Below are 20,786 nucleotides of genomic sequence, written 5' to 3' on the forward strand. Positions count from 1 at the left end.
ATGTGCGTTCTCCTCTCGGTATTCTGTACGCAGCTATCGACCTTTGATCTTTAGCCTTTTGCGTAGCCTTCCGGATTAGCCAGATGCCAACCCCATGCACTGCGGATAATGTCCTCCAGGCTTGCGAACTTCGGCTCCCAGCCCAGCTCCTTGCGGGCACGGTCCGAGGAAGCAACCAGTACGGCTGGATCGCCAGCGCGGCGCGGCTCAATTACCGCCTTGATTTCGCGGCCTGTAACGTTGCGGGCGATGTCGATGACTTCCTTCACCGAGAAGCCTTGCCCGTTGCCCAGATTATAAATTGCGCTGTCAGCCCCGCTTCTCAAGCGGTGTACAGCCAGTACATGGGCTTCAGCCAAATCGCTGACGTGAATATAGTCGCGAATACAAGAGCCGTCTGGCGTCTCATAGTCTTCGCCAAACACAGAAATATGCGGACGCTTGCCCAGCGCAGCCTGCAGTACGATTGGTACCAGATGCGTCTCAGGGCTATGGTCTTCGCCGATTTTGCCGTCCGGATGTGCGCCTGCTGCATTGAAATAACGCAGCGACACATATTTCAAGCCATGTGCGACATCGAACCATTTCATCATTTTTTCCATAGCCAGCTTCGTTTCGCCGTAAGCGTTCGTTGGCAGCGTGCGGTCAAATTCGTCGATCGGCACGTTCTCCGGCTCGCCATAAGTTGCAGCCGTAGAAGAGAACACGATGCGAAGCACATTGTGCTCGATCATTTTTTCCAGCAGGCAAAGCGTTCCGTACACATTGTTATGATAGTATTTGCCTGGCAGCGTCATGCTCTCGCCTACCAGCGAGTTCGCCGCAAAGTGAATAACGGAATCAATCTTGTTCTCTTTAAATACCGTCTCCAAAAAATCAGCGTCTCTCAAATCCCCAACATACAGCTTGCCGCCGGTAACCGCATCGCGATGACCTTGCTGCAAATTGTCGACAACTACGATTTCCTCTCCGCGCTCCGCTAATGCGGCAACAGCGTGGGAACCGATATAACCGGCTCCGCCCGTAACCAATACTGCCATATCCGTCACTCTCCCTTTGTTATGATGAGTCGGTATTAAACCAGCTGTTCGACGCCGTTGCCGATGGTGCAGACATAGAAGTCAGCCGTCAAGCCGGTTGCTTCTGTATATTTGCGCCCTACTTCTTCTTTGAACAGCTCGATGCTGTCTTCATGTACAAGCGATACCGTACAGCCGCCGAAGCCAGCTCCGGTCATCCGGGAGCCAAGCACGCCCTCTACGCCGCGTGCAGCGTCTACCATCGCATCCAGCTCTGCGCCTGTTACTTCATACAGATCGCGGAGCGAATCATGGGAGCCGTTCATCAGTTGGCCGAACTGAGCCAAATCATCGGCTTTCAGCGCTTTGATCGATTGCAGAACGCGGTCAATTTCTTCCACGACATGTTGTGCGCGGTTGCGAACGACGTCTTCTTTGATCAAGTGCTTGTTAGCGTTGAATTGCTCCAGCGTAAGCTGACCGAGCAGCGTCAAATCTGGGAATGCTGCTTTCAGCTCTTCTACCGCCTGGTCACATTGGCTGCGGCGCTCGTTGTAAGCGGAGTCCACCAAGCCGCGGCGTTTGTTCGTATTGCCGATCACCAGCTTGTAGCTGCCCGATTGGAACGGAATCAGATCGTATTCCAGCGTGTCGCACATCAGCAGAATGGCATGATCCTTCTTGCCGTTGGCAACTGCGAATTGGTCCATGATGCCGCATTTAACGCCGTTGAATTCATTTTCCGATTTTTGCGAGAGCAGAGCGATCTTCACCGTATCTGTCGGCAGACCTTCCAGCGTAAGCAGCGCGTATGCCGTTACGACTTCGATCGAAGCGGAAGAGGACAATCCGGCGCCATTCGGAATTTCGCCGTGATAGAGCAGGTCATAGCCGTTTTTGAAGCTCACTCCGGTTTGTTGAAGCTCATGTACAATCCCCTTCGGATAGTTCATCCAGTCGTCAGCTTCGTCGAATACGATCGAATCCAGCGAAAATTGCTTGGAGGAAGGGAAGTTTGTCGTTGCAAGGCCCAATTGATTGTCCGCGCGTTTGCGGATAAGGAGCGTCGTTCCGAACGTCAATGCCGCTGGAAATACGTAGCCTCCATTGTAGTCTGTATGCTCGCCGATCAGATTGACGCGGCCTGGCGCGTGAAATACGCTAATCGATGTTTCATTCTCACCATATTGCTGTATAAATTGCTGTGTCAGCGCTTGGATGTTTGCCATTATGCGATCACATTCCTTTGTTATGAGGTAGTAGATTCCACTACAGTATAGCGCAACGTCGTGCGTAAACAAATGGCGGAAAATGAGTTTCATATGGATTTATGTGACTTTTATGTTAAGCCTGTTGCATGGTATCATAAAAAGACAAGACTCGTTTTCATCCATTCCATGAACAGAAGGGCTGATTATCGTATGCGGCGACAAGATTTCTACACGGTTGCTTCCAATCCCGTCATGGTTCCCGAGGCTGGGACGAATGTGCTGTTTGGCGGAGAAAGCCAGACGAAGCCTGCTCATCGGCTAGGCCCTAAGGTGTATGACTTTTACTTAATGCATGTTGTGCTCAGCGGGAAGGGCGTATTCGAATGCGGGGGCAAACGGCATGAGTTGCAAACCGGCGATACGTTTCTAATCGAGCCCGAGCAATTAGTCAGCTACGAATCCGATCAAGCCGACCCTTGGCGGTATCGCTGGGTCGCTTTTACCGGACCTGAAGCTCCCGGACTTGTCGCCGCCGCAGGTTTGTCTACCGCACAGCCCGTTGCAGACAATGCAGCTAACCGCCGTATTCCCGTCCTCTATAACCTTATCTTCAACAGCTTTCGGCTAGGCGGCTCTTCGGCACCCTTGAAGGCGGCTGGCTATCTACATTTGCTCGCAGCGGAGTACCGGGAAGCGGCACAACAGGCTGCGGGAAATTCCGGACTGGAAGCTGCCGATGGCAGCGAGCGGCTGCTGCAGCAGGTTATTCATTACTTGTCGACCCAATATGCCCATCCGGTATCCATCGAACAGATGTCTGAATCCCTTGGCTATAACCGGGCGTATCTGTCCCGCTTGTTCAAACGTCATACCGGCGTATCCCCCGTTACATTTCTATTGAAGCTTCGCATCGATAAAGCGCGGCAAATGTTGCGGGAACGCGACGAGCTGACAATTGAACAAATCGCTGCCTCGGTCGGATTGCAGGATTCACTTTACTTCTCCAAGCAGTTCCGCCGTTTTTACGGCCAATCCCCCACCTCTTACCGAGAGGCCATGCGAAGCTTGAACAAACCGCAATAGGTTGCCTTGCGCAATGCCGTATCCGCGCTGATGCGACTGGACATAGTAAATTTATTGTTTGTCCCCTATTCGTTCAAGAAGGAGCGTTCTTTCATGAAAGAGTTGCATACCGGAGAGTTATTTTGGCCAACGACTTTACAATCTGTTCAAACGTATGAGCCGCTAGGTGCTCCCTTGCAAGTTGATGTCGCCATCGTCGGCGGCGGGATGTCCGGCATTGTGTGCGGTCTCTCCCTGGCAGAAGCAGGTATATCCGCAGCCGTGCTGGAGCGCGGGACGATCGCCGGAGGAAGCAGTTCCGCCAATACAGGCCTGCTCCAATTTTCCAATGACATCATGCTTTGCGATCTGATCGATCAAATCGGCGAAGGGCCAGCCGTGCAGTTTTATAAAGCATGCGAGGAAGCGGTTAAGCGGTTTGGACAGATTTGCGAGCAGTTGCCCCGAGATGTGGGGTTCCGCAATCGCAGCAGTCTTTATTACGCCAGCTCTGAACAGGACCTCCCCAAGCTGAAGCGGGAATTCGAGACTTTGAAGAAGCATGGCTTCGATGTCGAGTTCTGGAGCCCGGACGATATTTCTTCACGCTTTCCATTCCGTCGTCCCGGCGCAATCATTACCCGAGGGGACGCCGAGATCAATCCGTTCCGCTTCATTCAAACAGCAGCTGATCATGCGGCTAGAGCCGGCCTCCGTATTTATGAACACACCGACATTACCGGACAACGCCGCTCGACAAACGCCGACAGGCATATTCTAACGACTGCGGACGGTCATGAAGTAACCGCGAAACATGTCATATTCGCTATTGGCTACGAGCCGGAAGAATTGCGAGGCCGTTTAGTGAAAGCAGAGCTTAACCGGTCATTTGCTGCAGTAACCCGTGTACAGCCCAGTTCATTGCTCGACCGCTTATGGCCGGAACGGCTCATGATCTGGGAGACGGCCAGACCTTACCTTTACTTGCGCACAACCGTCGACGACCGGATTGTCATCGGCGGACTGGACGAGCATACGGAGCATCCGATTGAAGGCGAGAAGGCGCGGCACAAGCGCATTCGTCAGCTCCAAGAGAAGCTTCATGCACTGTTTCCGGGGCTGGACTCCGAATTCGATTATGAGTGGAGTGCCACCTTTGGGGAGTCTCGCGATAATCTGCCCTTTATAGGCGAGGACCCCAATATACCAGGCTTGTATTATGGTCTTGGCTATGGCGGCAACGGTTCGGTATACAGCATTATAGCGGCACAAATCATTCGGGACAGTATTCAAGGCAAGGACCATCCCATAGCCCCGATTGTAGGACTGGATAGGCCGTCTCTCTTGAAAATTTAACGTTAGTCGCATAAAAAGCCATTGCACCCGCAATGGCTTCTATGTAAACCATCGCTCCGCTAGGAGCCGTCTATGATCCGGTAGGCTTCATATTGGCGGAACACTGACTCCGCTATCCCCAGCTTAGACAAATCCGGGCCGCCATCCTTATCGAGCAGCGACTTGCTTTCGTCGGTCTCGACGACAACGATGATCTGCCCATTTTCCAAAGCGTTGCGGCAAAAATCAGATTCCTTCGTATCTAAGCCGCTTGCCATCAAGGCCTGCGTCACACCAGCGTCGTCTCCTATAAAAGCAGCGCCAAATATACCGTTCCAGCCTGCCGTGCCGCTAACACCGCTGCCCGCCAGTATGCCGGGAGCCGCAAAGGTCATGCCTGCGCGATCATAAGGGGACGTGTTCTCTCTCGTCTCTGCGAGCTCTCTGATCTCGTCCACATGCATATCGCTCTCCGCTTCAATTCTGCGGGAGTGCGTAGCATCTTTAGCGTAGATTTTCAGCTCGCCTGTCTCAAAACCGGCCTGCTGCATAGCGGCAATCGTATCAATAACCTGCCGCTGTGTTTCGAATGCGGCAATCTTTTTAGCCATTCTAATTCCTCCTGACTGAGTCCAACTTCGCTTATTCCCAATTAGCTATTCCCAATCTCTAGTTGGATCACTCAAATCATATGCAATTCAAGATAGGCATTCATGCAGGTTGTGCATCATAGCGGTTCGAGTTATGATGGAAGGAAGTGTATTGGAAATCGGACAAGCAGGGGGCAAATCGATGATTCATCGGGTGCTTCAATATCCCGCAGAGTGGGAGTGGCATGTGCTGCAGCAGGAACGGCAGCAAGCGGTATCGGCAGACGGACTGCCCAGCCGTAAATTCAAGAAAAACAATTCGCCGCCAGCCGGCAGCGAATCCGATATAAAGTTATCCCAAGAGACGGAAGATCAGGAGTCCAAGCTGGCGCGAATTAAAGCAGCCCTCCCGGAATGCGCTGCCTGGCTGGATGAATGTATGGAGAGAACGACCAATCAGGTCATCGTCTCCGAATCGCTTGAATCCGGCCCTTATGTTTATGGCACCGTCATGTTCCAAGCCTCAGAGCAGCATAGCGATACGATTCCGTTTCATTTCTGGCTGTCTCAGAATAGGCTGGTAACGCTTCATGATGATTTGCGTCTGATGATCCGGCTGCAGGCCGATACGGTCGTTGCGCGTCTGGAGAGCTGCTCCTCTGCACCTGAGGCTCTGTTCGTCATGGTAAGCGTCGTGCTGGCTCCTTTTCATGGAGGTCTGGATGAGTTTGAATATCGGCTTGGCCAGCTGGAAGGCACAATGCGCAGCTCCAACCGTACGGGCTTAATGGATGTTATTTTCGAGCGCCGTTATGATTTGCTCCATTGGAGCCATTTGTTTCTGCCTATACGAGAGCTTCACGGCGCTGCCAAAGAGGCTTTCATGGATCTATTGATCGAAAGCGACAACTTCAAACGAATGACGCATCGGCTGGATCGGATTGAAAATTTGCTGAAGCATTATGCGTTTGAGATCGATACGCTTATCTCAATGGACGGATCGATCTCCAGCTTCCGCGGCAATGACATCATGAAGACGCTGACCATCTTCACCGTATTGTTCACGCCCGCTTCCGTTCTGGCCGCGATTTGGGGGACGAATTTCAATAGGCTGCCATTTGATGAGCATAAATGGGGCTTTGCACTGCTCTGCGGCATCGTATTTGCCGTCACCGTGCTGATCTACATCTGGCTCTGGCGCAAAGGCTGGACGGGTGATCTATTGACCGGCCGGAAACCGACGGACAAGCATATTATGGGACAAGGTGAAAGTTTGAAGATAAGCGAAATCTTCGGCATCAAGCAATCGCAAGCAAGCGGCGGGGATCACGCTTCACCTCCACCGCTGCCGAAACGCCGCAGCCGCTCCTCGAAATAAAAAAGAGCTGTACCCTTGATTCAATGTCATTAAGTAAGCTCTCCTAATGTCATTGAATCCTGGGTCAATGTCATTAAGTTACCCTGATGACATTGACCCGTTAAGGTACAGCTCTTTTTTTATAATTATAATTTTACAGGCAAGCCTGTCTCTGCAGATTGATTAGCGGCTATCGTCACTTTATGCGTAAGCCATGCATCCGCATATGAAGAGCGAATACGGCTCGTATCGCCGGTTCGAATCGCATGAAGGAATGCTTCATTTTCCGCCTGATAAGGATCGTTACCGCTTAAATATTCCGTCTTCGTATTCGAACGCAAATCCTTCAGACCGCCGTCGCTCCCCAGCTCAAGCACGCCTTGATCTGTATAAATATGCAGTCCGGCACGGTCTCCGCCTTGAATGCCGCAAGTATTGCTGATCGTCGCTACCGCTCCGCTAGCCAGCTTCAGCGTAACGGTTCCCACATCTGGAACAGTAACCCCTTCCTCTTTGCTCGCCATGATCCGATTTCCGTAAGCAGCATATACTTCCGTTACTTCACCCATCAAATAGCGCAGCAGATCAACGATGTGGGTCGTTTGCTCAACGAATTGCCCGCCTGAGCCATCAATTTTCCGCCACCAGTATACGCCCGGCATCGAGCCCATCCAATAACCAAGCGCCATTAAGGCTGTTCTTTCCTTCAGCAGCTCTCTCGCCCGCTCCGTTCCTTCCATATAGCGGAAATGATAACCTGCCGACGTGATGAGACCGCTGCGCTCAACGGCCTCCGCTATCGCTGCCGGAGTTTCCACATCCAATCCGATCGGCTTTTCCACCAAGAACGGAATGCCTCTCTCCACCAGCGCTAGCTCCGTCTCGCCATGGGCAAAAGGAGGTACGCAAATATATACCGCATCCAGCTTGCGGTCATCGAGCATTTCCGTTATAGAATCATACCCTTTGGCATCGTTAAAAGGCAGTGCTGCCGCTTCTGCTTTCTCCTTGCTCGTCCCGCAGAAAGCGGATACATGAATATCGTCCATTTTTGACAACTTCTCTGCATGCATACGGCCAAACCAGCCTGTCCCAACCATCCCAACTCGAAGAGTCATTTGTTCGATCTCCTTCCAATTTATAAAAAATGACAATCGCGGTTCAACGTCATTATAACCGCAACCCTCCGGCTGCGCATCAATTTAATTGAAGCGGCAACCAATCTAAGAGAGGAATAGGTACCAAGTTGCCCACCCTTTCATACAATACAAGATCAGCTTGCGCATGAGAGCGGAGGGTTCATGATGGCTACTCGAACGAAAACCCAGCAGCCCACCCGGCAGCGGCAGCAACCGCAGGAATTGGATATGCGGACCGCTTTGTTTCTAGCCGCCGTATGCGGACAAACATACGTACAATTCGATAACAGTGACGGCCTGTTTATCGTTCCTCGAAATTACAGCCTGGAAGGTTCCTTCACTGGAGAGGTTTATGATTATGCCGAGGAAAAGTTCGGCTATGTGCTTCAATCCGAAAGATCCTCGGTGCTCGCCTTCCGGGGTTCCGGCTCCGCCGTCGATTGGGTAGCCGACTTTATTGCCCAGCAAACGCCCTATACGCCCGTTAAAAATTGCGGTCAGGTGCATAAAGGCTTCACCGATATTTATACGGCCATCCGTCCGCAAGTGCTCGCATTAATTCAGCAGTTGCCTCCTGACAAGCCCTTATTCATTACGGGCCATAGCCTGGGAGGCTCGCTTTCGACGCTGGCGGCACTTGATATTGCGAACAATACGGCAATCAGAACTCCAATTGTCTATACCTTTGGAGCGCCCCGCGTCGGTGACGTAAAGTTTGTGCGCGCCTACAATGCGAAGATGGCGACCCACTGGCGTTTCCAGAATGAATATGACATCGTGCCTCATCTGCCGCCGCTCGTCTATCAGTCGCCTGATACAAAAAAAACGTATTACTACATGCATGTAAAAGGTGAGGTTAAGCGTTCTTTTCGCATGGGCTCCGTTTCCGGCAATCATGTCCTAAGCAGCTACTTCGCCGATCTGGTTCAAGAAGATCCCGTTTTCGCCGCTTCTTTATGTGCAGAAAATCCAGGCTGGTGCCCCATTGACGATTAATGAAACGCATAAAAAAATCCCCGCTCCGAAGCGAGGATGATAAGACGGCTTATCCGTTCGGCAATATATAGAGCAGAATCGCGAAGAAATGAACGATCGAGCCCCCAAGCACGAATAAGTGCCATACTGCATGATGATAAGGAAAACCGCGCCACATATAAAAAATCGTTCCAAACGTATACAGCAACCCTCCGGTAATAAGGAGCTGCAGTCCTCCTGGCGCCAAATGATCTGTTAACGGTTTCCATGCAAACACGATCATCCAGCCCATCGCAATGTATACGATTGTAGAAGTAAATAGAAATTTGGAAGCGAAAAATGATTTAAACACAACTCCGACCAATGCGCAGCCCCACACGATTCCGAACAGCACCCAGCCTAAAGTACCCTGAACGATATGCAATAGAATCGGCGTATAGGTGCCGGCTATAAACACGTAAATACAAGAGTGATCAAGCGATTCAAAGACACGCTTCGCTTTCCCTTCCGGAAAGCTGTGAACCAGCGTCGATGCCGCATAGAGCAGAAACATTGCGCTTCCGTAAATTGTAAAGCTGACAACATGGAAAGCCGTGCCTTTCCATGCGGCAAAGACGATGAGCAGCACCAATGCGGCTACGCTTAATGCGGCACCAATGCCATGTGTAATAGCATTTGCGATTTCTTCCCGCTTCGTATAGGTATGAGTATTCGCCATCCATTAACAACCCCTTCGTTCCCGAATCCAGCAAAGCTGCTGTCTTCAGTGTAACGAATCAGCCCCAGCCTTTCAACCAGACGCGCACCCGATCGATCGTTTTATCGAGGTTGCATACCGCATCCTGATCAATAAAGGGTTGCTGATGGCGGAAATAATGGGCATGCCCGCCGATTAGCGGAATGCCTTCCACCTTAACGGGCGCATGCTTCATCCGGTTCCATTGGGGAACTGTCCTACCCCGTTCAGCCTGCCAGCCTCCCCAGCTGCCGATCCGGCTTATCGGGTCATTCAATTTGCCATCTGCGTCAACCGAATGAAAATAACTGACGCGATCCCTCAAATCAGGCTGTATCGGGATGCGTGGCGAACCGACTTGCACGATTCGGACATTGCGTGCCAAACGCTGGTTATGCAGCATTCTGCCAGCTTGATAAGCAGCAATGCCCCCTCCGCTATGTCCGATAAGGAGCGTTGGCTCATCCTCGTCCCGCAGCGTTTCCATAATTTTGCGAAAAGCAGCTTTTGCCCCAACCCGTCCGATTCCGATCCGGTTGCTGAGATCGCTCCCTACTTCAACGATTTGCCTGTATAAATTGCGGCTTGCGTCTCCGTACGGATGCAAAATATGAATAAACGGCTCCAATCCGTCAGAACGGAACAGCCGGTCCAGCTTATCTCTGCATTCATTGAATGCCGTCTGAGTCGTGGCAACTCCGGCAAGCAAATAAATGCTGATGGAAGATTTGGTCGCCGTCATCGTAATCCCTCCGTCATGTATCATTATGTGAAAGTTGATGTATGTACATTATGCGAGGGTAAGAGCGTATTCATTCCCGTATGTTGATGGCAGTTCCGTTCACTTTCACCTTATAGCCCAGTGATTTGGCAGTTGAGAGCAGGGGAAGCGCGATCAATTCCCTGTTAATTGGAACGTTGCCGTCCATTTTATAGCCGCTCCATATTTTATGGCGTATGACATCAACCTGTGCCGTCTTTAACGTATCGGAAATGGACAACCAGCGAGTCAATACTGCCTGCTCCCCGTTTGCTCCCACCGAATAAAGCTGAACGTTGAGCAGCGTCGTAAACAAGGTCTGATCCGCATACAGCACGCCATCCTTGTAAAAAAGGAATCCGCGATACGTAAAGGTTTCGCTAATGGTTCTGTCGTTATCCTTTGGGCTTGGTGCAGCGCTGCTCAAATAATGAACGTTCGCGATTACGCTTTTATAGGCCTCCAGCAGATCATCGTCCGCCGTTATCGCGTAATTATTGACGCGGCGGGATTCGTTGTATTCCGTCAAATTGTTCACGTCGAAATAATAAACTGCCTTTACCCGCGGATACAGCTCGGGCAGCGACCTGTACAGCCGTTTTATTTTGTCCGCCGCAAAGTCCAGATCAGGCACGCCGTCAACGGCCGTGAAATGGGTCGCCCCATACTCCGACAGCTGTATCGGTTTTCGCCGGCTGAACCGGTTGTATACATAATCAAGAAGCATGAGCGGGTCCTCAAACTGTGCTGGCTGCCTGACATTTCCGTTATGATACTTTACATTATACACGTTCAAACCGACCCAATCGACATAGGCATCACCGGGATAAAAGCTTTCTATCGGCAGCTCGGGCACATTTAATACCGTCCATACCATCGCCACTTGGGGCGCTTCTGTCTCGAATACATCATGAACCATCCGCCATACTTGAATATAGCGTTCCGCATCACCGCTGTATGCTGTCCAAGTCCCATTCATTTCCGAGGCGAACCTCAGGAAAATAGCAACATCTGCCGCATTCGCCGCTTTGGCGAAGGCATGCAAATATTCGTCATCTTGGACAGCATCCAATCCGCTGTTCGGTTCCCAAGCGATATGAGGAAACGCACCCTGTTCCTTCACCTGCTCTACCCACTGCGCGGGAAAGGGCTCGCCATAGCCGACATATTTGAAGTAGCTCGCATGCTTCTTATCCGTTCTGCGATTAAACTCAGCCATGCTATAGCCGATCTCGCGATCCTGCAATACGTAAGCCCCCAGGTAAGCTCCTTCCTTGGGCTCAGCCTTCGCCAGCGTATAATTATAGCCTTTGGAGGTAAAACGTACCGTCCATGGCTGCCCCTCTGCTGCTTCATCACCCATATCCTGCATCACCGGATAAGCCCACTCCGTATGGGGGATCGGAGCACCGCCCTGTTGGATCAACAGAAATGCAGAAATTGCCCCGAGAGCCATAAGCCTCTGCCACTTTCTTGGTGAAAAGTGCACAATGACCGCCATCCTTCCGCCTCATTCATGATCTGGTAATCAGCATGAGGCATTTATTGGCGGAATATACCTTTAAAGCGATGAACAGACGCTAAATAAAATAAGACCTCCAATCCGAATACAACGGATTTGAAGGTCTTCGATTTCGATGCCGACACCGGGCTATACGCCCATTTTTTTACGCTGATTGTTGACTTTTTTCGTGTTTTGACTTCTCATTTCTTGCATATTAGTCGATTGGTGCTGCTTGCCTGGCAGATTTCCTTGGCCATTCTTCCTCTGCGCCAGCAGCTGCTTGGCTTTCTCAGCCTGCGTGAGCTGCTTTTTCGGCTGCTCAACGGCTTCATTTTGATTTTGTTCATTAGCGGACATACGATCACCTCGCTTTTATTCACAAGCCTTACTATCCAAGCATATCAAGCCTTTACGCAAACGGCAAGGCCGAATCGTGCATTTATTCAGCCGATCCGGTCGCCTGCGTGGAGCTCTTGGAAGCCGGAGCCTCCGTCTCTTTCTCCGATACGGGATGAGCTGCTGCACCTGCAATTCCATCCTCCGACGGCGGAGCCAGCTCAGCAAGCCGTTTCTCAAGCGAACGGACGGTGCGCTGAAGACGGAATTGGCGGATTATGCCGAATGAACCGACGATAAGCCCTCCGAATAGCGTAGAAGCCAATATGACGAGGATAAGCGGAATTTGCGTTTTCGTAAACATGAAATTAACTTGCACTGAATCAACGTTAATAACCGCAAACCAGGCGATAACAAAAGCAAACGCCAAGGCGGCAATCAGAAAGTTCTGACCTTTCATCGCATTCCCCTACTTTCTATGCCATGCTTTATGTCTCATTTTACCACATTCGGGCGAAAAAAAGGATATTTGGCTGCTCGCTGCCAAACATCCTTTCACAGAGGCTATTCCGTTGCCGGTTTTTGTACGCCCGCCGTTTTCCCAAGCTGAACCCATAGGACTCGGCCGATGATGAAGACAATAAAGAGAAGCTGCGGCAATGCCGTCTCCCAAGTCGGGTATGCGCCCAGGAAACGGATGCTCGGCAAGTGCTCCGATGAATGAGCCGGTAGCCAAGCCGCAACCTGCAGCGAGTGAATGCTTTCGCCGAGAAAGCGGATGACCAGATAATAAATTAACGCCGAAGCCGTCAGGAAAAACGGCCGGATCGGTAGCTTCGCGCTAAAGCGGATAATCGCAAAACCAAGCGCCAGCAGCACAATAAAGGTAACCGCAATACCGATGATCATATCGGACACCGCGATGGACGAAGACATACCCACGTAGAAGATCGTGGTCTCCGCCCCTTCCCGCAAAATAGCGAGGCCGGATACGATAAACAGCGACCATAAGCTTCCACGCGCAATAGCGCTGCCCATTTTCCCGTCAATATAACTGTTCCACGCCCGCATATTCGACTTGTTATGCAGCCAATTGCCCACTGTCAGCATGAGCAGGACGGAAGCGAGGCCCGTAATGCCCTCCATCGCTTCCCTGGCACTGCCAGCAGACGCCTGTGCGATAACTGTCGTAAGCACAATGGCCAAGACGACGCTAAGTCCCAGCCCTGTCCATACACCTGACCAGACCCAGACGCTTTTGGCTTGATTGCCCGTACGCTTCAGATAAGCAAGTAAAGCAGCCAGAACAAGAATGGCCTCCAGCCCTTCACGGAATAAAATCATACCGGCATCCCACGCTGTATATTTTTTGTCCGTAACTAACGGTGCCAGCAGTTCGCGCATTGATGCAACAACCGCTTCCGCTTTGTCCGGAGCGGGAGGGCTGGCAAGCAAGTACTTCGATACGTCCGTCATCTTAATCTCAATCTTGCTGTAAATGTCGGCTCCCCGTATTTGAACTTGCCCTTCAACCGCCGGCCAGGTAGCGATGAACGCATTCATCTGGCCGTTTGCTTCCTCCAAATGAGAGGATGCAATATCTTTAGATGCTTTATCGAGTATCACAATTAAATCGGCAATCGTCAGCTTGCTTGTAGCGGATTCATCGTTCTGTGCATTCAGCTTGCCATCCTTATAATCTTGAATAACGGCAATGAATGACAAGGTCTCCTTCTCCGCTTGCTCCGCACGCGGCGGCTCTGCCTGCAGCGCAATCCGTATCATGCTCATTGCGGTCTCCAGCTTGCCATACACCGTCGTATTGTCAGTCCGGATCGCTTGTTCGATTGGCGGCCAGCTGTCATTGATCCCCTTATAGGCGGCATTCGCCTTGCTCCATTCGCCCGCTTGAATATCAGCTAGCAGCTGCTCGGCCGTCGGAAGCAGACCAACAGCCGCTTCCTTGCCGTTCAATGCGGCCGTATCGGGAGCGGGTGCTGCTGTGCTTTTCACATAGCGATTGATTGCTTTAGTCAACGTCGATAAAGCATCCTTCGCTTCCTTAGGCTCCTCACTCGCTGCCTTCAATGCCTTATCGGCATGAGCAAACGCAGACTCTACGTCAGCCGAGAGCCCTGTTGACTTCACCGCCAGCTGCTTCCACAGCTTATTCGCGTCTGCCACATGTCCGGCAGCGGCGCTCCAATCGTCCTGACCGGCGGAAGCCAACGCTCCTCCCACTAGCGGCAGAAGATCGTTGAGCTCTCCAGCAGCCAAATCGGCGCTAGCCACTGCATTGGCGGCAGCAGCTCCCGCATGAGTGAAACCGGATGGAACTGTTGAAATGAAACTAACGGTTATTACAAGCAGCAAAACGGAAGCTGCCAGCTTGCGCGGCAATAGCTTCTTTACATGTGCAACCATAGATGTGGCCGCCCCTTCCTTATGTGAACAATAGAGCGATTAAAATAATGTTTCACCAATGTAGCCGCCCGGCTGCACACCAGGAAAACAAGCGAACATCGCGCTTCCGGTATGCACGATATATTCGTTCAAGCGATCGCTTTGGCCAAGCTTTTGCTGCATCGGAATAAACTGCTTTCGCGGATCGCGATTAAAACAGACGAACATCAAGCCCGCATCCAGTTGGCCGGTCCGATGATCCATGCCGCTGGAGTACGAATAACCTCTGCGTAATATTTCAATTGAGCCGTCCCCTCGCGCAAGCGCCATATGCGAGTTGACCGGGATGAGCGGTTTCCCGTTTTCGCCGTTTTTTTTCAGATCAACGGCCTCAAACTCCTTGCTTCCTCCAAGCGGTGCGCCGCTATCACGGTGACGCCCGAAGGTCGCTTCCTGATCACCAAGGGTAGAACGGTCCCATACTTCGACCCGAATGCGGATGCGCCGTGCAACCATATAGGTTCCGCCTGCCATCCACGGTTCGCCGTCGCCTTGTTGCACCCAGACGATATCGTTCATTTTCGCCGTATTCTTTGCATCCGGGTTGCCCGTTCCATCCTTGAATCCCATTAAATTACGCGGGGTAGCGCCAGCAGGATCCGCTTTCCCCGTTCTTTGAAAGCCCTCCTGCGTCCACCTCAGTACCGCTTTGCCTCGGGCAATTCTTGCCAAGCTGCGGATGGCATGAAAAGCGACCTGCATATCATCGGCATTCACTTGAACGCCGATATCGCCGCCTGTCCATTGCTCCTGAAGCTCATCGCCTCCAAAGGCAGGCATGTCGACTAACGCAGCCGGCCGCTGAGCGGACAGCCCGAAGCGGGCATCAAAGAAGGTAGCACCCACGCCAAACGTAATCGTCGTTCGCGATGGCGACAAGCCAGCAGCTTCCCCAGTATCGGAAGGCGGAAGGTTAAGACGGTCATTGCTGTCGCCGAGCAGTTGCCCTTTAGCCAGAGCTGCTGAAGCTTTCGTCCATGCCTGGAACAGCTTCCGGACCTCTTCCTTGCTAGAAACGGTCAAATCAAAGGCCGCAAACAATAGAAAGTCAGGAGCAGGCGTCACAATGCCCGCCTGATGCTCACCATAAAACTCAATTGTATCGGCTGCTTTGGAGGCGGTCGCAGTTTCAACTGTTGCTGTGGCTGCCCGGTTAAATGCGCCCATAATACCGCCAACGCCAGCGGCGCCAAGCAATAGCCCGGCGCCACCAGTTCCCGCCAGCCGCAGCATATCTCTGCGGCTAAGCGGTTTCTCCAGCACGCTGTCTCCAGGCGGCGAAGAGGTTTGATTTTGTTCTCGTTGTTTATCCCGCTCTTTGCCGTTGCTGCTCATCACGTTATGCCCCCAGAATGGTGCCCATCTGCGACAACGGCTCGGCAAGCGCGTCCAGCAGCTGGCTCAGCTTTTTCGTGTCTTCCTGTTTCAAATCCAGATAAGAGACATATCCGTCCCCGCTCTTATAAGATGCCAACGCTTCTTCGAGATTTTTGAAGCTGGTGCCAATTTCCGATTCCAGCTCGGCGTCTTGCTTGCCAAGCTCGACTTTCAGCAATTCATATATTTTTTTCGCACCTTCAACATTCGCAGCGAAATCATAAAGATCGGTATGGGAATAACGTTCTTCCTCTCCTGTAACCTTGGAGGAGGAAACCTCATTCAACAGTTCCACCGCTCCGGTCACGAGTAAGCTCGGCTCCACCTCTACCGTCTCCATCAGTGCGCGAAGCAGTTTAGCGTCCTGGAGAAGCGTATCCGCGTACCCGTCCATTCCTTCTGTCGTGTTGTTCTCCCATAATGCTTTCTCAATGCGGTGGAAACCGCGCCAATCCTTCTCTTCCACATCGTTCTCGCGCGCGTCGATGTTCGGATCGAAGTCGCCCAGCGCTTCGGCGATCGGCTCGATTCGCTCGAAATACATCCGTGTTGGCGCATAAAGCTTTTTCGCGCCCTCCAGATCCCCAGACTTGACTGCTTTCACAAACTTCTCCGTTTCAATAACGAAAGAATCCGCTTGTTCTACTGCGAATTGCCGGTATTGTTCCGTAATTTCATCCCAATTCTCTACTTTGGGCGCATCTTGTCCGATTTCTTGGGCTGCTGCCGGCTGTTCGTTTTTCGCTGGCTCGACAGCTTCCTTATTCGATCCGCAGCCCGCAAATACTAACGCGCTGGCAAGCATCAATGCTGTAAATTTCAACTTCATTTCGATATCCCCTTAACGTTTATAAACCGCTTATTTTAGTACTAAAACGAAGTATAATCTCGAATGATAATCATTGTCAATTGAAATTTTACTAATAAATAGACGCTTGGAAATAGGCAAGGTATGAACCCTCTTCATCTATACCACAATAGAATAGAAAGGAAGGAGGCTTCTATTTATGCAAGCATCATCTGCAACCCCTCAAACACCGCAATTCCCGCCGCAGCATCAATCCCAGCAGCCCGGCATCGAATCGCAAATGAAGCCGCTGCCCGTCTACAAATCGGACAGCTATAAAGCGGCCGGCAAGCTGGCCGGCAAAGCAGCCATCATTACGGGCGGCGACAGCGGCATAGGCCGTGCCGTAGCTATCGCCTTCGCGCTAGAAGGCTGTGACGTCTCTATTCCTTACTATAATGAGCATGAAGATGCTCAATTGGTACAGAAAGAAATAGAAGCAGCGGGCAAACGCTGCCTGCTGCTTCCTGGCGATGTCGGCGATGAAGCGTTTTGCCGAAGCGCGGTAGAACGGACGGTGCTGGAGTTCGGCAAGCTCGACATTGTCGTCAACAACGCAGGCGAACAGCATATCCAGCAGCGGCTGGAGGATATTACGGAGAAACAATTGGAAGCGACGTTCCGCACCAATGTGTTCGCAATGTTCTTTCTGGCCAAAGCTGCACTGCCGCACTTGAAGCAAGGCGCTTCTATTATTAATACGACGTCCGTAACGGCTTATCGGGGCAACCCTACGCTAATAGACTACTCTGCCACAAAGGGAGCGATCGTCTCCTTTACCCGTTCGCTTTCCGCCAATTTGGCGGAGCAAGGCATTCGTGTCAACGGCGTTGCCCCGGGGCCGATCTGGACGCCATTCATCCCCTCGTCCTTAGACGAGCAATCGGTTACGACCTTCGGTGCGGATACGCCGATGAAGCGTGCAGGTCAGCCTCATGAGCTGGCTGGCGCCTACGTCTTTCTGGCATCTGATGATGCCAGCTACGTGACCGGACAAGTGATGCATGTAAACGGCGGCGAAGTCGTTAATGGCTGATCGGCCTTGATATTAGAACGACAAAGGCTGCCCCTTGTAAAGGGGCAGCCTTTGTTCAAATTGGATATGTGACAATTGCAATCAACCTGTTAATGCTGTTCTGGCACTCTCCACAGCTGCCATTGTTCTTCCCAAGCCTGTAACGCCTCCTCCAAGGCCGCTGTCCATGTATGACTGCAGAGTACCTTGGTAGACGAGCTCCAGCACAGGCGTATTCTCCAAATCACCCGGTGTTACCATGAACGGCGATTTATTGCACAGCTGCACGCCGCTCTCCGCAAAGACGGATGCGACGAACTGGGAGCAAAAGTAAGCGTATTCCCGCTTCATTTGAATATTAAAAAGAAGACCTACTACACCCAGCAAGTTATAACGATATTGATCGCGATTGCGTTCCATATATTCGATTAAATTGCGCATTTTTACATACTCTGCCTGATTGACGCGAATCCGATACAACGCGCACGACGCTTGCTCGAACAGCTGCCCCCGCATGTTCTCCTTCACAAAACCGCCGAAAAACGGATTATGCGGATTTTTACGGCCGAAGCTATACACCTCGTTCAATTGACTGTCAAAAGCGATGGATGCGTGATTAAGAGGATCTCTCGTGAAGAGCTTGATCGTTCTCGTAAACAACGTTCCTGTATCGGTTAATATTACGTACACATCGAATTCGCTTGTCATGCCTTACTACCTCCACATTAAAGAACTATCTTTCCTTCTATTACTTTAATGCAGGAGCATCGGTTTCATAACCTGCTCGGGTATTAACGGTGTCCACGACTAAGGTCTAGTTTTTCATCTTTTGACCCATACCCTATATTTTAATGGAATCTGTCTGCATTCTCAACCAAAACTTAGTAAAGCTGTATATTTAGAAGAAATATCTCCCTATCCTATTCTATTTAACAGGTTAGTTCATTGTGCTATAGTTGGACTAGAAAATTATAACAGAAAAGGTGTGGGCTATGACTGTTCATCCAATCGATCTATTCGACGAGATGCTTGAATTGACGACAACGCTTTTTTTCGAACATGAAAATGAGCTCTTCTTTCGCTTTCTGGAACAAGAGTCCAGCGCTCTTATCGATGTAGGCTGTGGAAACGGCGCTTACCTGTCGCGACTGCATGATACCTATCCTCATCTGCCGTTTATAGGTCTGGAATATGAAGCAGGTATTTTCGAAAGAGCTGTCCGCAAAAAAACAGATGGGCTGGATTTTCAGCTATCGAGCTATGAGTCAGCTTCAGTCGAACCAAGCAGCGCTGGAGCAATCGTTGCCCGCTTAGTTATGCAGCATATCTCTGATCGAATTCAATTTGCCGAATGGGCGTATAAGCATATGGCACCCGGGGGGCATCTCCTACTGCTGGACGTGGACGAAAACGCTTTGCAGGTAAATGACCGTTTGCCGCTGTTCTCACAATTATATGTACAATCCCGGCAATCCATTCAAACATGGCTTTCCTTCGCCGATCGCCTGAAGCTGGAGATGACCCATGCAGGCTTTGCTCATTTGCGGACGGAACGATATCGTTTAAAGGCAGAGGATCAGGTAACGAAGCTGAAGCTTTACCGCTATATGATATGTGTGACTGAACTTTACACGCAAGAACCAATCTCGGAGGAGCGGGAAAAGGAATTGTCGGCATGGCTTGATGACGACTCCTGTTCGCATGAGATCCATATGTTCGGTCTTGAATTCCAGAAGCAATAGAGGGGGAGCAGAATGAACTATTTCACGCCATTTGAAAGCGAGATGCGGATTGTCTTTGATGAAGCGAAGAAGAGAATTTCTTTATTTCCCGAACCCTTTGATGCAATCGGACTCAACTATCTGCAAAAGTTTGACGTCTTCCAGACGGATAGCGCCAAAAACTATATTTGCTATCTGCTTCCCTACTGGATGAGAGACATCGCTCCCATTAGCGACGAGCAAGCGAGAAAGCTTTCGATCGCGGGCGTGTTTAACATGCTCTATTATTTTATACTGGACGATGCGATGGATTCCGTACAGATGGATAACAAACAAAAGCTTTCCATCGCTCAATTATTTCATTTGGAAACTCATGGGCTGTTGTTGGAGTTTTTCCCAGCCGAATCATCTTTATGGGAAAATATGAGACAATATGTGAAAGAATGGGCTGTAAGCGTGGCTGCTGAAAACATAGAGGATTATTTTCAAAACGATAGGATTAAAATTGCAAATAAGGCTGCTCCCATTAAATTTGCCAGTACCGGAGCTCTTCTTTTGAGCGGCAAGCCAGAGTTAATCAAGGAAGTAGATGCTTTGATCTCTTACGTGCTTGTCACCCTTCAAATGGCAGATGATTGGGCCGACTGGAAAGAAGACCTGAAAGACGGTAGCTATAACTGTTTGATATCATTAGCAGCCTCTAAATATTTAATTGGCTGGTCCGGAACAATTACAGAAAAACAAATGCAAAATGCAATCTACATTAACGATTTGCTCAAAACCTACTCCGCTCAAGCAGAGCTCAATCGTTCCTTTTTAGAAGCCTCTTCTGTACAATTACAATACCTTTCCTTATTTCATTCGTCGATCTGCTCCAATCTTGAATTAGGGGCCAAACGTGTCGAAAAGAATCGCTCATTGCTGTTATCCGGCGGAGGTTTACAATTATTTCTATCCAAATAGTTACATAGAACGACTTTTTGTCGAATAATAGATAGATTTAGACCCTAAGTCATGGTAGACTAGAAATAGGAAAAACATTACATATGACAAAGGGTGATTATCAATGTCGGCAGAACAAATCTTGAAGGAACAAATTATTAAAAAAGCTTGGGAAGATGAGACCTTCAAAGCTCGCCTTCTGAGCGATCCAAAGGGTGCAATTAAGGAAGCTTTCGATGTTGATATCCCTGAAGGACTTGAGCTTACCGTAGTTGAAGAATCTGCCAAGCACTACTACCTCATAATTCCACAGCATCCGGCTGAAGCTTCTGCTAAATCATCAGACCCATCCACTCAAGTAGAAATGTGGTAGTACACTTGGCGCCGAGCCCTTGCC

Annotated in this window: 21 protein-coding genes; 8 read left to right on the forward strand and 13 right to left on the reverse strand. The window is 50.6% G+C overall.

Annotated features, from left to right (window positions below; genetic code table 11):
* Window positions 1–50: 50 nt before the first annotated feature.
* A complete protein-coding gene (gene galE / locus IEX98_RS22345; protein WP_188891598.1) occupies window positions 51–1,040 on the reverse strand; it encodes a UDP-glucose 4-epimerase GalE in 990 nt (329 codons plus the stop codon).
* 35 nt (window positions 1,041–1,075) lie between these two features.
* A complete protein-coding gene (locus IEX98_RS22350; protein ID WP_188891601.1) occupies window positions 1,076–2,248 on the reverse strand; it encodes a galactokinase in 1,173 nt (390 codons plus the stop codon).
* Between the two features lie 192 nt (window positions 2,249–2,440).
* On the opposite strand from IEX98_RS22350, the gene IEX98_RS22355 reads away from it, so the two are divergent.
* Window positions 2,441–3,313, forward strand: a complete 873-nt coding sequence (locus IEX98_RS22355; protein WP_188891603.1) for an AraC family transcriptional regulator — start codon at window positions 2,441–2,443, stop codon at window positions 3,311–3,313.
* 93 nt (window positions 3,314–3,406) lie between these two features.
* Window positions 3,407–4,648, forward strand: coding sequence for an NAD(P)/FAD-dependent oxidoreductase (locus tag IEX98_RS22360; RefSeq protein ID WP_188891605.1), 1,242 nt, complete (start codon window positions 3,407–3,409; stop codon window positions 4,646–4,648).
* A gap of 59 nt (window positions 4,649–4,707) precedes the next feature.
* Here the strand turns inward: IEX98_RS22360 and IEX98_RS22365 are convergent, their stop codons facing one another.
* Window positions 4,708–5,238 (reverse strand): general stress protein, encoded by a 531-nt coding sequence (locus IEX98_RS22365; RefSeq protein WP_188891608.1) that lies wholly within the window; start codon window positions 5,236–5,238, stop codon window positions 4,708–4,710.
* A gap of 133 nt (window positions 5,239–5,371) precedes the next feature.
* Between IEX98_RS22365 and IEX98_RS22370 the strand changes: the two genes are divergently transcribed.
* Window positions 5,372–6,595, forward strand: coding sequence for a magnesium transporter CorA family protein (locus IEX98_RS22370; RefSeq protein WP_188891610.1), 1,224 nt, complete (start codon window positions 5,372–5,374; stop codon window positions 6,593–6,595).
* A 125-nt stretch (window positions 6,596–6,720) separates the two neighbouring features.
* Here the strand turns inward: IEX98_RS22370 and IEX98_RS22375 are convergent, their stop codons facing one another.
* Window positions 6,721–7,692, reverse strand: coding sequence for a Gfo/Idh/MocA family protein (locus tag IEX98_RS22375; RefSeq protein ID WP_188891612.1), 972 nt, complete (start codon window positions 7,690–7,692; stop codon window positions 6,721–6,723).
* A gap of 183 nt (window positions 7,693–7,875) precedes the next feature.
* Here IEX98_RS22375 and IEX98_RS22380 point away from each other — a divergent pair, with 183 nt between their 5' ends.
* On the forward strand, window positions 7,876–8,709 hold the full coding sequence (locus tag IEX98_RS22380; protein ID WP_229692325.1) for a lipase family protein: 834 nt from the start codon (window positions 7,876–7,878) through the stop codon (window positions 8,707–8,709).
* Window positions 8,710–8,758: 49 nt separating this feature from the next.
* Here the strand turns inward: IEX98_RS22380 and trhA are convergent, their stop codons facing one another.
* The 8 genes from trhA to efeO form a co-directional block, all read right to left on the reverse strand.
* On the reverse strand, window positions 8,759–9,406 hold the full coding sequence (gene trhA / locus IEX98_RS22385) for a PAQR family membrane homeostasis protein TrhA (RefSeq protein WP_188891614.1): 648 nt from the start codon (window positions 9,404–9,406) through the stop codon (window positions 8,759–8,761).
* A 58-nt stretch (window positions 9,407–9,464) separates the two neighbouring features.
* Window positions 9,465–10,166, reverse strand: coding sequence for a hypothetical protein (locus tag IEX98_RS22390; RefSeq protein WP_188891616.1), 702 nt, complete (start codon window positions 10,164–10,166; stop codon window positions 9,465–9,467).
* 70 nt (window positions 10,167–10,236) lie between these two features.
* A complete protein-coding gene (locus IEX98_RS22395) occupies window positions 10,237–11,640 on the reverse strand; it encodes a glycosyl hydrolase (RefSeq protein ID WP_229692326.1) in 1,404 nt (467 codons plus the stop codon).
* Window positions 11,641–11,835: 195 nt separating this feature from the next.
* Window positions 11,836–12,045, reverse strand: a complete 210-nt coding sequence (locus IEX98_RS22400; protein WP_188891620.1) for a hypothetical protein — start codon at window positions 12,043–12,045, stop codon at window positions 11,836–11,838.
* 82 nt (window positions 12,046–12,127) lie between these two features.
* On the reverse strand, window positions 12,128–12,484 hold the full coding sequence (locus IEX98_RS22405; protein ID WP_188891622.1) for a LapA family protein: 357 nt from the start codon (window positions 12,482–12,484) through the stop codon (window positions 12,128–12,130).
* Between the two features lie 104 nt (window positions 12,485–12,588).
* Complete coding sequence (locus IEX98_RS22410; protein WP_188891625.1) at window positions 12,589–14,448, reverse strand: FTR1 family iron permease; 1,860 nt, start codon at window positions 14,446–14,448, stop codon at window positions 12,589–12,591.
* A gap of 39 nt (window positions 14,449–14,487) precedes the next feature.
* A complete protein-coding gene (gene efeB / locus IEX98_RS22415; protein WP_188891627.1) occupies window positions 14,488–15,822 on the reverse strand; it encodes an iron uptake transporter deferrochelatase/peroxidase subunit in 1,335 nt (444 codons plus the stop codon).
* Between the two features lie 4 nt (window positions 15,823–15,826).
* Complete coding sequence (gene efeO / locus IEX98_RS22420; RefSeq protein ID WP_188891629.1) at window positions 15,827–16,693, reverse strand: iron uptake system protein EfeO; 867 nt, start codon at window positions 16,691–16,693, stop codon at window positions 15,827–15,829.
* Window positions 16,694–16,871: 178 nt separating this feature from the next.
* Between efeO and IEX98_RS22425 the strand changes: the two genes are divergently transcribed.
* The gene (locus tag IEX98_RS22425) at window positions 16,872–17,747 is read left to right on the forward strand and encodes an SDR family oxidoreductase (protein WP_188891631.1); all 876 of its coding nucleotides are present in this window, start codon (window positions 16,872–16,874) and stop codon (window positions 17,745–17,747) included.
* Between the two features lie 81 nt (window positions 17,748–17,828).
* Here IEX98_RS22425 and IEX98_RS22430 read toward each other — a convergent pair whose 3' ends face one another.
* Entirely contained in the window at window positions 17,829–18,434 is a 606-nt protein-coding gene (locus IEX98_RS22430) for a hypothetical protein (protein WP_229692327.1), read from the reverse strand.
* Window positions 18,435–18,718: 284 nt separating this feature from the next.
* Here IEX98_RS22430 and IEX98_RS22435 point away from each other — a divergent pair, with 284 nt between their 5' ends.
* The 3 genes from IEX98_RS22435 (at window position 18,719) to IEX98_RS22445 (ending at window position 20,762) form a co-directional block, all read left to right on the forward strand.
* Window positions 18,719–19,468: a class I SAM-dependent methyltransferase gene (locus tag IEX98_RS22435; protein ID WP_188891633.1), complete on the forward strand. Its 750-nt coding sequence runs from the start codon at window positions 18,719–18,721 to the stop codon at window positions 19,466–19,468.
* A 12-nt stretch (window positions 19,469–19,480) separates the two neighbouring features.
* On the forward strand, window positions 19,481–20,410 hold the full coding sequence (locus IEX98_RS22440) for a class 1 isoprenoid biosynthesis enzyme (protein ID WP_188891635.1): 930 nt from the start codon (window positions 19,481–19,483) through the stop codon (window positions 20,408–20,410).
* Window positions 20,411–20,513: 103 nt separating this feature from the next.
* The gene (locus tag IEX98_RS22445; protein WP_188891637.1) at window positions 20,514–20,762 is read left to right on the forward strand and encodes an NHLP leader peptide family RiPP precursor; all 249 of its coding nucleotides are present in this window, start codon (window positions 20,514–20,516) and stop codon (window positions 20,760–20,762) included.
* Window positions 20,763–20,786: the final 24 nt, after the last annotated feature.

Source organism: Paenibacillus radicis (ex Gao et al. 2016) (assembly GCF_014641555.1).
GTDB classification, from domain to species: Bacteria; Bacillota; Bacilli; order Paenibacillales; family Paenibacillaceae; genus Pristimantibacillus; species Pristimantibacillus radicis.

Excerpts from the sequence above, each read along its gene's own strand:
- IEX98_RS22350 (WP_188891601.1), bottom strand. The coding sequence starts at position 2,248 with ATGGCAAACATCCAAGCGCTGACACAGCAATTTATACAGCAATATGGT.
- IEX98_RS22405 (WP_188891622.1), bottom strand. The coding sequence starts at position 12,484 with ATGAAAGGTCAGAACTTTCTGATTGCCGCCTTGGCGTTTGCTTTTGTT.
- IEX98_RS22390 (WP_188891616.1), bottom strand. The coding sequence starts at position 10,166 with ATGACGGCGACCAAATCTTCCATCAGCATTTATTTGCTTGCCGGAGTT.
- trhA (WP_188891614.1), bottom strand. The coding sequence starts at position 9,406 with ATGGCGAATACTCATACCTATACGAAGCGGGAAGAAATCGCAAATGCT.
- efeO (WP_188891629.1), bottom strand. The coding sequence starts at position 16,693 with ATGAAGTTGAAATTTACAGCATTGATGCTTGCCAGCGCGTTAGTATTT.
- galE (WP_188891598.1), bottom strand. The coding sequence starts at position 1,040 with ATGGCAGTATTGGTTACGGGCGGAGCCGGTTATATCGGTTCCCACGCT.
- IEX98_RS22445 (WP_188891637.1), top strand. The coding sequence starts at position 20,514 with ATGTCGGCAGAACAAATCTTGAAGGAACAAATTATTAAAAAAGCTTGG.
- IEX98_RS22430 (WP_229692327.1), bottom strand. The coding sequence starts at position 18,434 with ATGACAAGCGAATTCGATGTGTACGTAATATTAACCGATACAGGAACG.
- IEX98_RS22355 (WP_188891603.1), top strand. The coding sequence starts at position 2,441 with ATGCGGCGACAAGATTTCTACACGGTTGCTTCCAATCCCGTCATGGTT.
- IEX98_RS22440 (WP_188891635.1), top strand. The coding sequence starts at position 19,481 with ATGAACTATTTCACGCCATTTGAAAGCGAGATGCGGATTGTCTTTGAT.
- IEX98_RS22375 (WP_188891612.1), bottom strand. The coding sequence starts at position 7,692 with ATGACTCTTCGAGTTGGGATGGTTGGGACAGGCTGGTTTGGCCGTATG.
- IEX98_RS22395 (WP_229692326.1), bottom strand. The coding sequence starts at position 11,640 with ATGGCTCTCGGGGCAATTTCTGCATTTCTGTTGATCCAACAGGGCGGT.
- IEX98_RS22370 (WP_188891610.1), top strand. The coding sequence starts at position 5,372 with ATGATGGAAGGAAGTGTATTGGAAATCGGACAAGCAGGGGGCAAATCG.
- efeB (WP_188891627.1), bottom strand. The coding sequence starts at position 15,822 with ATGAGCAGCAACGGCAAAGAGCGGGATAAACAACGAGAACAAAATCAA.
- IEX98_RS22360 (WP_188891605.1), top strand. The coding sequence starts at position 3,407 with ATGAAAGAGTTGCATACCGGAGAGTTATTTTGGCCAACGACTTTACAA.
- IEX98_RS22435 (WP_188891633.1), top strand. The coding sequence starts at position 18,719 with ATGACTGTTCATCCAATCGATCTATTCGACGAGATGCTTGAATTGACG.
- IEX98_RS22365 (WP_188891608.1), bottom strand. The coding sequence starts at position 5,238 with ATGGCTAAAAAGATTGCCGCATTCGAAACACAGCGGCAGGTTATTGAT.
- IEX98_RS22380 (WP_229692325.1), top strand. The coding sequence starts at position 7,876 with ATGATGGCTACTCGAACGAAAACCCAGCAGCCCACCCGGCAGCGGCAG.
- IEX98_RS22425 (WP_188891631.1), top strand. The coding sequence starts at position 16,872 with ATGCAAGCATCATCTGCAACCCCTCAAACACCGCAATTCCCGCCGCAG.
- IEX98_RS22400 (WP_188891620.1), bottom strand. The coding sequence starts at position 12,045 with ATGTCCGCTAATGAACAAAATCAAAATGAAGCCGTTGAGCAGCCGAAA.
- IEX98_RS22410 (WP_188891625.1), bottom strand. The coding sequence starts at position 14,448 with ATGGTTGCACATGTAAAGAAGCTATTGCCGCGCAAGCTGGCAGCTTCC.